This is a genomic window from Pseudomonas duriflava, assembly GCF_007830155.1.
Lineage (GTDB): Bacteria > Pseudomonadota > Gammaproteobacteria > Pseudomonadales > Pseudomonadaceae > Chryseomonas > Chryseomonas duriflava.
Genome location: NZ_VLKY01000003.1, coordinates 297203 through 311599, shown reverse-complemented (window position 1 = coordinate 311599; position 14397 = coordinate 297203). Strand labels below are relative to the sequence as shown.

Sequence of the window (14397 nt, the reverse complement as noted above, 5' to 3'; positions counted from 1 at the left end):
GCTATCCACTCTATTCAGCCAGCCATAAGTGCTTAGGCCGACGCCGCATCGTAGAACAAGGCGGAATTTTTCTGCTCAATCAAAGCCTGCTCGATGGCAGCCTGGTGAACTTCGTCGTCATGCTCTTCCCGCTCTTCCGGCTTGATGCCCAAGCGCTTGAACAGGAGCATGTCCTTTTCGGCCTGCGGGTTACCGGTGGTCAACAACTTCTCACCGTAGAAGATGGAGTTCGCGCCGGCAAAAAACGCCAGGGACTGCATCTGCTCGTTCATCTGCTCACGGCCAGCAGACAGCCGTACATGGGACTTAGGCATCATGATCCGCGCTACAGCCAGGGTACGGATGAAATCGAACGGGTCGACATCCTTCTCCTCGGCCAGCGGAGTGCCTTTCACCTTGACCAACATATTGATCGGGACGGATTCAGGATGCTCGGGCAGGTTGGCCAGTTGGATCAGAAGGCCTGCACGGTCGTCAACGGACTCGCCCATACCCAGGATGCCACCGGAGCAGATCTTCATGCCTGCGTCGCGCACATAAGACAATGTTTCCAGGCGATCCGCGTAGGTGCGCGTGGTAATGATATTGCCGTAGTACTCCGGCGAGGTGTCCAGGTTATGGTTGTAATAATCCAGACCGGCCTCGGCCAGAGCCTGAGTCTGCTCACGGTCGAGCTTGCCCAGCGTCATGCAGGTTTCCAGGCCCAGCGCCTTCACGCCCTTGACCATCTGCAGCACGTAAGGCATATCCTTGGCAGAAGGATGCTTCCACGCCGCGCCCATGCAGAAACGGGTCGAGCCGATGGCCTTGGCTTCTTCTGCCGCTTTGAGCACCTTCTCCACTTCCATCAGCTTTTCTTTGTCCAGCCCCGTGTTGTAGTGACCGGACTGCGGACAGTATTTGCAGTCCTCCGGGCAGGCACCGGTCTTGATGGAGAGCAGCGTGGAGACCTGTACACGGTTGGGGTCGAAGTGCTGACGGTGAACCGTCTGCGCCTGGAAAAGCAGGTCGTTGAACGGCAGCTCGAACAGAGCACGGACGTCGGCAAGGGTCCAGTCGTGACGCGTAGCGGTAGCGCTCATGGCTCAATCCTTCGGTATAAAAAGACGGCTGCTGGGCAGCACGGATAATTGCCGTCAACTTTATTCGATACCCAGGTTTACATCTGATCAATAAATATACAATTCCCTTAATTTTTCAATGCTTTTGACTAAAGGCTTTTCCTGGGACACCTGACTGCGGCTTATGGGTATCCCTCCAGGGAAACAAATATGTGAGCAGGATCGCCTGCCCAAGCGATAAGCAGCACGGCCGCGAACCCAGCTCTTTTTAAGCGCTCCAAGGGATTAAGTTATTACAAGGGAATACCTATGCGTACCGAAGGGTTTTTCGATTGGCTGGGCCAGGCGCTGGGAAGCGTCATCCGCTTCATCATTGATGTGTTCAGTGGCGTACTAGGCGGCATTGGCGATGCCGTTCATGATTTTCTTCAAGGCATGGCTCGCGCCATTGGTATGGACGATTCCTACATCAGTTTTGTTGTCTTGGTCGTCGGTCTGATCCTACTCTATGCGGCCGTACGGGCCTTTATGCGCCGCTCTATCGTGGGCGGGGTGATCTGGCTGGTGCTGGGCCTGATGGTCATGAGCTGGCTGATCCGCTGATCTTTTCGGGCGCGTCCGAGACGGCGCGCTCATCTTCGTCGGGGGGTACTTGAGCCGGGCTGTGTTCCCACGCACAGTATCGGCACTTATGGCAAGGATGCCCTCATGAATCGACTCGCTCCCTTTCTTTTATCCCTTCGCCCCGGTTGGTTACACATCCATTCAAGTTGCCTGTTCTGCGGGGGGCAGACCGCCTCTCGCCTATCGCTCTGCCATGGCTGCGAAACCGATCTACCCTGGTTGGGCTCACAGTGTTCGGTTTGTGCGATCCCCCTGGCTACGCAAGGGCTGGCCTGTGGGGCCTGTCTTAAAAAGCCGCCAGCGTTCGAGCGGGTCGAGGCACCGTGGCGGTATGGCTTTCCCTTGGATAGCGCCATCAACCGCTTCAAGCATCGTCGGCAGTGGCCTCTTGGAAGGCTACTGGCCGATTTGCAGGCAAGGCATTTGCTGCACGCCTTTGATGAAGGCGCACCCCGCCCCTCACTGCTGATTCCCGTTCCGTTAACTAAGAAACGGCAGCGTCAGCGAGGCTACAACCAGGCGGCTATGCTGGCCCACTGGATTGGCAAGCCGCTTGGCATTCCCATAGCCGACCAGGCGCTGCAGCGCACTCAGGACACACCCGCACAACAAGGGCTGGATGCAGCCCAACGCTGGCGCAACCTACGAGAGGCTTTTGAAGTGCATGATGCCAAGGTGATCCGTAACCGGCATATCGCTCTGGTGGATGACGTACTGACCACAGGTGCCACGGCCGAAGCCCTAGCGCGCCTGCTCCGTCGTGAGGGCGCACTACGGGTAGATGTTTATTGCCTAGCGCGAACGCCCCGGCCCGGCGATTAATCGGCTGTATTCAGTCCCGCTCCAGAGCCTTGCCAGCATCGCATCGGCACGCTTACACTGGCGCTATATACTTTTTTATATTCCGACTTATGCTCAGTCCTCTTGCTCAACACGTGACCCGCCGCCCGCAGCGTATTGCCCTATTGGCCCAGATTGCCGAGCAAGGTTCGATAACCCGTGCGGCAAAAGCGGCTGGGCTGAGCTACAAGGCTGCCTGGGATGCCATTGACGAGCTCAACAACCTGGCCGGCCAGCCATTGGTAGCACGTAGTGTCGGAGGCAAGGGTGGCGGCGGAGCCCGGTTAACCCTTGAAGGTGAGCGCCTGTTAACCCTTTATCGGCGGCTTGAAGCCTTGAGCGCCACAGTATTGGGCAGCGTTGGCCAAGCGGAAGATCTGGACCGGTTGAATCGCCTGATGCTGCAGACCAGTGCACGCAACCAACTGCATGGCGAAGTCGTCTCGATCACCCCTCAAGGCCATAACGATCTGATCGCCATTAATCTGCCCGGCCCCCTGCCCGTCCAGGCCCGTATTACCCATGAAAGCACTGAGCGCCTGAACCTGGCACCGGGCCGTAACGTCATCGTGCTCATCAAGGCGTCCTGGCTGACCCTTCATGAACAGGTGCCTGCCGCTACACCCAATGCCTTACGGGGGCGGGTCGATAGTGTCACGCCGGCCGAGGCTGGGCCTGCCGAGTTACGCCTGACCTTACCCAACGGGCAAACCTTATGCGTGCTGCTACCAGAAAACACACCCTTGAATCCCTTACCAGGCCAGGACCTGACCGCCTGCTTTGCCCCCGATCAGGTCTTGCTGGGCTCGCCTCTCTAACCAAGGACTTTTCGTGAAGAAACGACTCTGCTCCGCCATCCTTACCGCCTTTATTGCTTGCAGTAGTGTCCAGGCGGCCGAGCCTTTGCGTATTGCTGTTGCTGCCAATCTGCTGCCCGTCATGCAACAGATCAGCACGGAATACGAAAAGCAAACCGGAACAAAGGTCCAACTGGCCGGGGGGTCCAGCGGAGCATTTTTCGAACAGATCCAACGCGGCGCCCCTTTTGATCTCTTTTATTCGGCCGATGCGATCCGCCCCGACAAACTGGCGGCGGCCGGTAAAGGTGAGGCCAGTCGTACCTATGCCTGCGGACAGCTTGCGCTCTGGCAAACCAAGGGCGCACCCGACATCCATAACCTGCCGCTGAATCGGGTCGTCATGGCGAATCCGGAAACGGCCCCTTACGGCGCGGCGGCATTGCAGGCATTGGATCGAAGCGGTGAGTTGCCCATCGTAAAACCACGTCTGGCTTACGGCCAGGACATCGGCCAGACCTTTAACTTTATCAAGGCGGGCAGCGCACAGGGCGGCTTCGTGGCGCTGAGCCAGCTGAAAGCCGGACAAATTCCTGAGACGCAATACATTATCCTCGACGCTACGCTCTACGATCCCCTCGTGCAAAAGCGTGTCATCTTGGCTCAAGGTGATCAACGTCCTGCTGCTGAGCGCTTCGCCGCGTTCTTCGATACGCAAAAGGACACGTTGCACAAGGCCGGTTATTCGCTACCCAGTGAGTCTGGCTGTGCTGCTGAGTGAAGGCGATTGGCAGGCTCTGGTCCTGACGCTCAAGCTTGCCGCGCTGTCCACGGCGCTGCTGACTCTGATCGGCCTTCCGCTGGCGGCTTGGCGAGTCCGTAAACAAACTCGCCTACGTCAGGCACTAGATGCCGTGATTGCTCTGCCTCTGGTGTTGCCGCCTACGGTGCTGGGTTTTTATTTGCTGGTGATCTTTGCACCCGACTCACTTCTAGGCCAGGGTTGGACGTCCCTGTTCGGGCATCCTTTGCCGTTCAGTTTTGCAGGCTTGGTCATGGGCTCTTGCATCTACTCCCTGCCGTTCGTAGTACAACCGCTAACCGTAGCCTTTCGCGAGATCGATCCGCGCCTGCTGGAAGCGGCCGCCACGCTAGGCTGCGGTCGATTGGAGCGGTTCTACCGCGTAACGCTTCCCTTGCTACGCCGCGGCCTGCTGGTAGCCGCCAGCCTGGCATTTGCCCATACGCTAGGTGAGTTTGGTGTAGTGCTGATGCTTGGCGGCAGCATCCCAGGGCAAACACAGGTGGTCTCTATCGCCATCTTCCAGCACGTCGAAGCGCTGCGCTATGCCGATGCACACCGACTGGCCGGCTTTCTGCTGGTCCTATCGTTCCTGGTTCTCTTGTTCGTTTATGGTCAGGGCGGCAATCGCCCTTATTCAGCGCTGAGAATAAGCGGCGCAAGACCTTAAGCACTTAATATTACCGTTTGATGAAACTACCCACCTCAAAAGCCTGGAAATGTGAGGCGCCTTGCAAAGCGTTTCGGTCAGACGGATGACACGCTGACTGAAACGCTGACGTCATAAAGCCACATTACCTTCTCTGGCGAACCGTCCTAGCAGCCACAGAACCTTTCGGTCATCTATTCCGTCGAGCCGGCCAGCCCACCGCCTTACAAGGATGGCCCGCGATATCGACAAGGTTTTGTGCTGCCCATCCGTAAGGAGCGCCTGATGAGCCTGAATAACGAAAACAACCAGAACGTCGACTTGCTCGATGATAATGTCCCTACCGATTTCGAGCGTATCGCCAGTCTGAAGCGTCGTAGCTTCATCGGGGCCGGTGCCCTGTGCGGTGCAGCCCTGTTCCTGGGCGGCAACTTGCTATCAAGCAATGTACTGGCTAACGAAGTATCTCAGGCCGCACGTGGCAAAGGCCGCAACGGCTCGACCGGCAGCCTGCTGGGCTTCCGAAACGTGGCCGCCTCCACGGCCGACAAGGTGGTCGTCCCGCCGGGTTATGACGTCGATGTGTTGATCCGCTGGGGTGATCCCCTGTTCAATGGCGTGCCGGAATTCAAGCACGACGGCACCAACACGGCTGAAGATCAGGAGCGCCAGTTCGGGGACAATACCGATGGTATGAGTTTCTTCCCGTTCTATAACAAGTTTGGCCGTATCGATCCTGATCGTGCCCTGATGGCGATCAATAATGAATACACCAATTATAAGTACCTTTTCCCAGACGGCCGCACGCCGCAGTCGGCTGATGACGTGCGCAAGGCCCTGGCGGCCGAGGGCGTAACGGTCATCGAGGTTCGTCGACGCAAGGGCCGCTGGGTATTCAAGCGCGATTCTCGCTATAACCGTCGTGTACACGGTAACGTGCCCATGGCTATCCAGGGACCAGCCGCAGGCCACGCGTGGCTGCGCAGTAATGAACATCCAACCGGGAAAACTGCCCGCGGCACCTTCCAGAACTGCGCCAACGGCATGACGCCCTGGGGCACGTACCTGACCTGCGAAGAAAACTTCAATGGATGCTTTGGCAGTACCGATCCGAATATCACGCTAACAACCGCGCAGAAGCGCTATGGCTTGTCCGCCTCCAGCAGCAATAACTGGTTCCCGTACAACGAACGCTTCGACCTGTCAAAAGACCCTAATGAGGCCAACCATTTTGGCTGGGTTGTCGAGATCGATCCGTTCGACCCAACCTCCACGCCGGTCAAGCGCACCGCCCTGGGCCGCTTCAAGCATGAAAACGCTGCGGTCACCAGCACCCGCGACGGCCGTATTGTGGTTTACATGGGCGACGATGAGCGTGGCGAGTTCATCTATAAGTTCGTCAGCAGTCAGCGTTACAACCCGCATAATCCCAAGGCCAACCGCGATATTCTCGACGATGGCACGCTGTATGTCGCCAAGTTCGATGATGGCGACGGTGACGTGAACAACCCCAAGGGCAGCGGCCAGTGGATCGAGCTGACCCATGGCAAGAACGGCCTGACCGCCGCGAATGGCTTCAACAACCAGGCTGAAATACTGATTCATGCACGTCTGGCCGGCACCCAGGTGGGCGCTACTCGCATGGACCGTCCTGAGTGGATTGCAGTCAGCCCGATCAATGGTCAGGTGTTCTGTACATTGACCAACAATAGCAAGCGCGGCTCGGACGACATGCCGGTCAATGGCCCGAACCCGCGTGCCAACAACATCTACGGACAGATCCTGCGCTGGGAAGAGAAAGATCCCTCCGCAACAGCTTTTGAATGGGATCTGTTCCTGATGGCGGGCAACCCGGCCGTGCATCCGGAAGACCCGTACGACGGCTCCGAAAACATCAATGCCGACAACATGTTCAACAGCCCCGACGGCCTGGGCTTCGACGAGTCCGGTCGCCTGTGGATTGAAACCGACGGCGAGGACAGCAACGAAGGTGACTACGCCGGCATGGGTAATAACCAGATGTTGTGCGCTGATCCGAATACCGGAGAGGTACGTCGCTTCCTGGTCGGCCCGACCGGCTGTGAAGTCACCGGCCTGGCCTTTGCGCCAGACTACCGGACCATGTTCGTTGGTATTCAACACCCCACCGGCCAGTTCCCGGACTACCTGCCTAACGGCCGGCCGCGCTCCACGGTACTGGCAATTACCCGCAGGGATGGCGGCGTGATCGGCGCCTGATACACGAAAAGCCCAAGAAAGCCGGCGCTCGCGCCGGCTTTTTCATGTCTGCGACACGGTAATCAATGTACTGTCACACCCTTGCCACAACTTCGTCATAAAAGAAGATTAGCGTCGCGCCATCGCCTTGAGGAGACCTCTATGTCCTACGATACCCCGACCGATCTCGAACGCCTCGCTGGGCTGTCCCGCCGCCGTTTCATCGGAGCGGGCGCCCTCTGCGGCGCTGCCCTGTTCCTGGGCGGCAACCTATTGTCCCGCAGTGTACTCGCCGATAGCGTAGCGCGAGCCTCCGGTAGCACCTTGCTGGGTTTCGATAGTATTCCGACCTCCACCGCGGATACGGTCATCGTTCCACCGGGCTATCGGGCTTCAGTTCTCATCAGCTGGGGCGAGCCGCTGTTCTCTGACGTACCGGCCTTCAAGCACGACGGCACCAATACGGCTGAAGATCAGGAGCGCCAGTTCGGCGACAACAATGACGGCATGAGCTTTTTCCCCTTCCCGAACGATCCGGATCGGGCACTCATGGCGATCAATAATGAATACACCAACTACCGCTACCTTCTGCCCCATGGCAAAGCCCCCCAGTCTGCCGATGACGTTCGCAAGGCGCTGGCGGCTGAAGGTGTTTCGGTTATCGAGGTGCGCCGCGTCGATGGACAATGGCATTTTGCGCGCGACTCCGAATACAACCGTCGTATCCACGGCAACGCCCCGATCCGGATCAGTGGTCCGGCTGCAGGACACGACTTGCTCAAGACCGAGGCAGACGCTACCGGCACCCAGGTATTGGGCACTTTCCAGAATTGCGCCAATGGCAAGACGCCCTGGGGCACCTACCTGACCTGCGAAGAAAACTTCACCGACTGCTTTGGCAGTACAGATGCCGCCATCACCTTTAATGCTGCCCAGAAACGCTATGGCGTAACCGTAGAAAGCAAGGGCAATAACTGGCATCTGCACAATGCGCGTTTCGACATAGCCAAGACTCCCAACGAGTTGAACCGCCATGGCTGGGTTGTTGAGATCGATCCGTTCGATCCAGCCTCCACCCCGGTCAAGCGCACTGCCCTGGGCCGCTTCAAACATGAAAATGCTGCCCTCGCAACCACGCGGGACGGCCGCGTAGTGGTGTACATGGGCGATGACGAGCGCGGCGAGTTCATCTATAAGTTCATCACCCGTGACCGCTTCAATGCTGCCACCCCCAAAGCCAATCGGGACCTGCTCGATCACGGCACGCTGTACGTTGCAAAATTCGACGAGGGCGATGGCAACGCTAACCATCCCAAAGGCCGCGGCCAATGGATTGAGCTGACCCACGGAAAAAATGGGTTGACCACCGAGAACGGCTTCAATAGCCAAGCCGATATTTTAATCCATGCCCGATTGGCTGGTACGAAAGTAGGCGCGACGCGAATGGACCGGCCGGAATGGATTGCGGTTAGCCCCAAGGATGGTCAGGTCTACTGCACCCTGACCAACAACAGCAAGCGCGGCGGCGAAGGCCAGCCCGTAGGCGGCCCTAACCCGCGCGCCAACAACCTCTACGGCCAGATCCTGCGCTGGCGCGAGCACGGCGACGATGGGCTGGCGACTACCTTCGACTGGGACCTGTTCCTGATGGCTGGCAACCCGGCCGTGCATCCGGAAGACCCGTACGACGGCTCCGAAAATATCAATGCCAACAATATGTTCAACAGCCCTGACGGCCTGGGCTTCGATGACGCGGGCCGGCTGTGGGTACTAACCGACGGCGACGACAGTAACAAGGGTGAATACGCCGGCATGGGCAACAACCAGATGCTCTGCGCCAATCCGGACACCGGGGAGATCCGTCGGTTCATGGTCGGCCCAGTTGGCTGCGAAGTCACCGGCATCACCTTTTCGCCTGATCAGCGTAGCCTGTTCGTCAATATCCAGCACCCTGGCGAAGAAGGCGGCTCGACATTCCCTGAGCACCGTCCCGACGGCCGGCCACGGTCCTCGGTCATGGTCATTACCCGTGACGATGGCGGCATAATAGGTGCCTGACCCCACAACCGGTTCGGGCCTTTTGCCGGCCCGAACCGTCTCGATGCTACGTCATTCCTGCCCTGCGGCATCGCACCTTCGCCACGGATTCGAATCCAACCTGTTAGCATTCCTTTTCCGAAACGGCACTATGCCGCTTCTAAAGGCGTTGTTGGAGGATATCCATGTCACACCCGTTCGATATACTAAGCCCCGATCTGGTGATCGACGCCGTGGAAAGCCTCGGCTATCTCAGCGATGCGCGCATCCTAGCCCTCAACAGTTATGAAAATCGGGTTTATCAGGTTGGTATCGAGGGTGAGCAGCCCTTAATTGCCAAGTTCTACCGCCCCGGCCGCTGGAGCGAGGCAGCCATTCGCGAGGAGCATACGTTCTCGTATGAGCTGGTCGAGCATGAGGTCCCGCTTGTCGCGCCTTTGAAGCGGGACGGCGAAACCCTGTTCGAACATGGAGGTTTTCGTTTCGCCCTTTTCCCTCGGCGAGGCGGTCGTGCTCCGGAGCCCGGCAATCTGGATCAGCTTTATCGGTTGGGCCAACTGCTTGGACGTTTGCACGCTATCGGCGCCTCTCGACCGTTTCAACATCGCGAAAGACTTGATGTTCAGAACTTTGGGCATGCATCGCTGGATACCCTGCTCAGCGGCGGCTTTATTCCTAAAAGCCTGCTTCCTGCCTACGAGTCGGTAGCCCGGGATCTGCTCAAACGCCTCGATACACTGTTCGAATCGACGCCTTACACCGCCATTCGTGTGCATGGTGACTGCCATCCCGGCAACCTACTCTACCGTGACGAAACGTTTCACATGGTGGACCTCGACGATTGTCGTACCGCACCGGCTGTTCAGGATCTGTGGATGATGCTGGCCGGGGATCGTCAGGAGCGCTTGTCGCAATTGTCCGAACTGATGGATGGTTATCAACAATTCCATGATTTCGCACCGCGCGAACTGGCCTTGATTGAAGGTCTGCGCTCGCTGCGCCTGCTGCACTACAGTGCCTGGCTTGCTCGTCGTTGGGATGACCCGGCATTTCCCAAGAGCTTTTCCTGGTTCGGTACCGAGCGGTATTGGGGGGATCAGATTCTGATGTTGCGTGAGCAGTTGTCTGCCCTACAGGAGGAGCCGCTTCGGCTGTTCTGAGCTGCCTTAAACCATCGAGGCTACCCAGGCGAGCCGGGCAGCCTCGATGATCAGGCTCAATGACCGTTACGGGTCAATCCAATTAGTGTATCCGCTATACCTTTAGTACGGTGCGAGGTGGTTTCCGTAACGCTGCTGGACCCCTCCAGCTTGCCCAACAGAGCAGTCAGTTCATTGACATCCTTGGACTGCACTTCGACCTGCTGCGCGACCTGCCGAATCTCCTCGGCCAGTTTGTCGATATCCGTTCCGATCTCACCGGCATTTTGTTGAGTCTTCTCCGCCAGCTTGCGCACTTCATCCGCTACCACGGCAAATCCGCGTCCTTGCTCACCGGCACGGGCCGCCTCAATCGCAGCGTTAAGCGCCAGCAGGTTGGTTTGTCCGGCAATCTGCTGAATCATCTGTACGATGGACTGAATCTTCAGGCTTGACTGCGCCAAGTCATTTGCACTGCGCACTACATTCTCGGCCTGGTTAGACAAACTCTTGACCGTACCGCCAGCCTGATCAATGACGTCGCCCTGCTGAGTAATGGTCGCGCTGAGGTCATCCATCGACAGATGCAGCTCACCGGCATAGTGATTCAGCTGTTCAGCCATCTGGCCCTGCTGCTGATTCGCTTGCAGCAGCACGGCGCCTAAATCCTCAAGCCCACGGAACACCGGCTTGATGTGATCATCCAGACCACTACTGTCGACGTTACGGGAGAAGTTCTTACGTTTGAATTCATCGATCTGCTTAACCACTACCTGACTCAAACCGGCCAGCTTCTTGATCTGCCGACGCAGGAAGAAAGCCTTGAACTCACCATAGTATGCAGTGAAGTTATCAATGTACTCGTCACGGAACGGTTCACCTTCCGGCGTGCGGAAGAAAAATACAGCGGTCAGGGTCTGGTTCAGGTTAAGCCCCAGGATCTCACCAAAGGTAGAGAAGCCTACTACCGGAATATCACCAAACGCCTCGTTCATGCGGTGCAAGTCGCTGCCATTGTTCAGGCGACGCAGGATACAGTCGTTGAGCAATCCCCCGATTGGCTTGCCGGACTTGCCCTGCATGAAACGCTGCAGATCTCTGCGGGTAGCCTCGAGTATAGGCGTCCGCTTGACCATCACGAGCTCTTCGCCTGGCGCCACGTCGCAGAACAGGTGGATACGTTCTTTCTCGTAATCGATCTGGGCGATTGAACGTACAAACAGCTCCTCACCGACTCGAATCGCGAAGGAATAATTGTCCAGACGCTTTTCCAAGTCCCTGGGCTCGCAATTCAAAGACTCACACAGAGCGGCGACCATTGAGCAGATATTGCCCCTGGAATCGATCACCTGGCTGATGTAACGCTCCTCTAAAGAGGCTGTAAGCACATTCATGCTGACCGAGGTTGGCTCGAAGTTCTGACTTTTGAACACACCGAAACGGGCGTTGCGAGCACACTTTAAGAAAACGATCTGTGCATGATTTTCATAGCTACGCTTGCCGTCGTGAATCACGGTTTTCACGAAATCGGTTTTGCCACCGGCAGAACCGCCAACAAACAAGCAAGGGAACCGACCCGATTCGTACAGCGCCTCCATGAAGAAGGATTCCGACGCTGACAGGCCGTCAAACGTGACATAGGCCAGGGTGTCGCGGTGATCAATCGGCGTGTTTACGCGGAGACGCTTGATAGATTCGATCAGCTTGGCAATGCGCTGCTGCATCGGCATACGCTGACCGCGGGCACGAATATCCTGACTTTCCAGCGGGACGTAAACGGTTTCGGCTGAGGCAATCACGCTCGCGTCAAATAGTTGCAAAACAACACGGTCCCACTGGTTACCTGTAGAACAATAAAGCTGATCGTTCTGACTGCACAGCTCACCAGAAGTCGTGCATAGCGTAATGGCTGCGCGAGGGAAGCGCTCAGCCACGGCACGGGCCACTTTGTCCATATCAATGTGGGGCGATACGAAACCGGCAATATAGGTAGGCTCGAAGCGAAGCTCCCGCAGCTTCTGCTGAAGCTGACTAGAGGAACTGAGCACGCTGATAACGCCACCCGACTGAACGTTGGAGGGCTTGAAACGGGAAAACAGATTCATCGTAAGAGCTACCTGATACAACAAAGGTTGGCCAGACGGACGAGCCCAAACGTGGTGCTGAGGGAAGCAGCCATAAATTTGGACTGCCATCCCTGCAGCAATAAGTATTTAGAGACTGAACAGGATTTCGACGCATTCAGGATTAACTAAAGACCGTCGATCATTTGACCTGCTCTTATGAGCAAGCGATTGTTACAGGATTTTTCCCGGATTCGCGTTATGCTTTACGCTTTTCCAACGCCAGATATACGTTATGTCCTCTTCCCCCCGCCAGGGTTACATCTTAGGCCTTTCCGCCTATGTGCTCTGGGGTCTGTTCCCCCTGTATTTCAAACTGCTTGCCACCCTGCCCGCCCTCGAAATTCTGGTTCAGCGAATCGTCTGGTCTGCACTGGCTGGCACCTTAATGCTCACATTCTGGAAACATCCTGGCTGGTGGGCGAACCTGCGTGCCCATCCACGCCACATCGCGCAATTGGGTTTGACGGGATTGCTGGTCGGCGGCAACTGGTTGATCTACATCTGGGCGGTCAACAACGGCCACATGCTGGAAGCAAGCCTTGGGTATTACATTAATCCCCTGATCAATGTACTGCTGGGTCTCGTTCTGCTGGGAGAACGGCTGCGGCCGTTACAATGGCTGGCCGTGGCTATTGCAGCCATCGGTGTGGTTCAGCAGGTCTGGACGCTGGGGCAGTTGCCCTGGGTTTCCCTGGCCTTGGCATTCAGTTTCGCCTTTTACGGACTGCTGCGTAAACGTACTCCTGTGGCTGCTCTGCCGGGCATGGTCGTGGAGACCTGGTTACTTCTACCACTGGCGATCATCGCGCTGCCGCTGCTGACACAGGCAGTTAGCCTGGAAAGTGCCGTATGGTCGTCACCGCTGGCTCTGCTCCTGGTCCTATCAGGGCCGGTAACCCTGATTCCTCTCTTGTGCTTCAATGCCGCCGCGCGCAAGTTGCCCTATTCGACGATTGGGTTTCTGCAATACATCGCACCAACGCTGGTTCTGCTGCTCGCCGTGTTCGTATTTCATGAGCCCTTCCCTCAAGAGCGTTTGCTGGCCTTTTTATGTATTTGGGTAGCCCTGTTGATCTTTAGCGTGGATATTGCACTGTCGCTGCGGCGCTCCGGAGCACGCTTTTCCGTTACTCGTTGAAGGGCATAGCCGAATACAGCGTATAAAAAAAGGGCCTGCTAGCAGGCCCTTTTTTGTACACGTTGGTTCAGGCACGAAGTCGGTCGAACCATTCGAGCGAGGTCCGCCAAACGCAGATGCCTACAAAATAGACGGAGGTGGCGAACCAGATACTCATCACAATGCCTTTATGGAAAGGATGCTCCAGAATCAGCAGCATGCTGCATAGCATCCAGGCAAAGGTAACCGCGATGTTCAGCGGCATAAACTTACGCACACGGAAAGGATGCAGAAACTTCATTCGGGTCAGCGTCAGCGCGGCCAGTACCACCACGAGGACCAAACTGGCCCAAGGCGCCGGGGACAGGATATACAGGTACAGCGCGACCACATTCCATGCGGCTGGAAAGCCGACAAAGTAGTTGTCGCTGCTTTTCATGTTCACGTTGCAAAAGCAGAACAGCGAGGACACCAGAATCAACGAAACGGTGGCCAGGGCCGTGTAGTCCGGCAACGGAATGTACTTGTACATAAACAGCGCAGGAATGAAGACATAGGTCAGGTAGTCGATTGCCAGGTCCAGGACCGAGCCATCAAAGTGCGGCAGCACGGACTTGGTATTGACCTTACGCGCTAGCGTGCCGTCCAGGCCATCCACCAGCAAGGCAAGGCCAAGCCACAACAAGCAGCTTTTGGGTTGGTTATCGAACAAAGCCAGGGTGGCCAGTAAAGCAAGCACAACGCCCGTGGCGGTGACACCATGGGCGCCCCAGGCTTTGATCTTGGCTGAGGGTATCGTCACTATCACAGCGAATCTCTCGAAGGAGTGGGCACGAAGAAGAAAAGAAATCCAGCGGGAAAAACACCGCGCCGGTCAGGATGAAACAGGACGCCCCTGATCCGGTTCTCAGGGAGAATCGCATTTCCGGGGTCTCTCGTCCACCTCACTCACTCGCTTCGAGACATTGCTAACAGGACAGTCGTCGGG

At 57.0% G+C, this 14397-nt stretch carries 12 protein-coding genes; 9 read left to right on the top strand and 3 right to left on the bottom strand.

The genetic code is table 11. The features are described from left to right. Positions 1 to 32: 32 nt before the first annotated feature. On the bottom strand, positions 33 to 1082 hold the full coding sequence (gene bioB, locus IQ22_RS05880) for a biotin synthase BioB (protein WP_145139481.1): 1050 nt from the start codon (positions 1080 to 1082) through the stop codon (positions 33 to 35). Between the two features lie 288 nt (positions 1083 to 1370). On the opposite strand from bioB, the gene IQ22_RS05875 reads away from it, so the two are divergent. The 8 genes from IQ22_RS05875 to IQ22_RS05840 all read left to right on the top strand — a co-directional run bounded on the left by IQ22_RS05875 (position 1371) and on the right by IQ22_RS05840 (position 10187). Continuing rightward, positions 1371 to 1664, top strand: a complete 294-nt coding sequence (locus IQ22_RS05875) for a hypothetical protein (RefSeq protein ID WP_145139479.1) — start codon at positions 1371 to 1373, stop codon at positions 1662 to 1664. A gap of 105 nt (positions 1665 to 1769) precedes the next feature. Next, a complete protein-coding gene (locus IQ22_RS05870) occupies positions 1770 to 2507 on the top strand; it encodes a ComFC family protein (RefSeq protein WP_145139476.1) in 738 nt (245 codons plus the stop codon). Positions 2508 to 2596: 89 nt separating this feature from the next. Beyond that, complete coding sequence (locus tag IQ22_RS05865) at positions 2597 to 3343, top strand: TOBE domain-containing protein (protein WP_145139472.1); 747 nt, start codon at positions 2597 to 2599, stop codon at positions 3341 to 3343. Between the two features lie 13 nt (positions 3344 to 3356). Continuing rightward, on the top strand, positions 3357 to 4103 hold the full coding sequence (gene modA / locus IQ22_RS05860; RefSeq protein ID WP_145139469.1) for a molybdate ABC transporter substrate-binding protein: 747 nt from the start codon (positions 3357 to 3359) through the stop codon (positions 4101 to 4103). Next, on the top strand, positions 4090 to 4794 hold the full coding sequence (gene modB / locus IQ22_RS05855) for a molybdate ABC transporter permease subunit (protein ID WP_145139466.1): 705 nt from the start codon (positions 4090 to 4092) through the stop codon (positions 4792 to 4794). Before modA ends, modB begins: the two co-directional genes overlap by 14 nt. A 264-nt stretch (positions 4795 to 5058) precedes the next feature. Then, positions 5059 to 7011 carry a PhoX family protein gene (locus tag IQ22_RS05850; protein ID WP_145139463.1) on the top strand — a complete coding sequence of 651 codons (1953 nt, stop codon included), beginning with the start codon at positions 5059 to 5061 and terminating at the stop codon, positions 7009 to 7011. A gap of 141 nt (positions 7012 to 7152) precedes the next feature. Continuing rightward, positions 7153 to 9048, top strand: a complete 1896-nt coding sequence (locus IQ22_RS05845; protein WP_145139460.1) for a PhoX family protein — start codon at positions 7153 to 7155, stop codon at positions 9046 to 9048. Positions 9049 to 9212: 164 nt separating this feature from the next. Then, complete coding sequence (locus IQ22_RS05840; RefSeq protein WP_145139457.1) at positions 9213 to 10187, top strand: serine/threonine protein kinase; 975 nt, start codon at positions 9213 to 9215, stop codon at positions 10185 to 10187. Positions 10188 to 10243: 56 nt separating this feature from the next. Here IQ22_RS05840 and IQ22_RS05835 read toward each other — a convergent pair whose 3' ends face one another. Beyond that, positions 10244 to 12271 (bottom strand): methyl-accepting chemotaxis protein, encoded by a 2028-nt coding sequence (locus tag IQ22_RS05835; protein WP_145139455.1) that lies wholly within the window; start codon positions 12269 to 12271, stop codon positions 10244 to 10246. Between the two features lie 253 nt (positions 12272 to 12524). Here IQ22_RS05835 and rarD point away from each other — a divergent pair, with 253 nt between their 5' ends. Next, a complete protein-coding gene (gene rarD, locus IQ22_RS05830) occupies positions 12525 to 13430 on the top strand; it encodes an EamA family transporter RarD (RefSeq protein WP_145139453.1) in 906 nt (301 codons plus the stop codon). 67 nt (positions 13431 to 13497) lie between these two features. On the opposite strand, the gene pcsA is transcribed toward rarD, so the two are convergent. After that, complete coding sequence (pcsA, locus tag IQ22_RS05825; protein WP_145139450.1) at positions 13498 to 14217, bottom strand: phosphatidylcholine synthase; 720 nt, start codon at positions 14215 to 14217, stop codon at positions 13498 to 13500. Positions 14218 to 14397 lie beyond the last annotated feature (180 nt).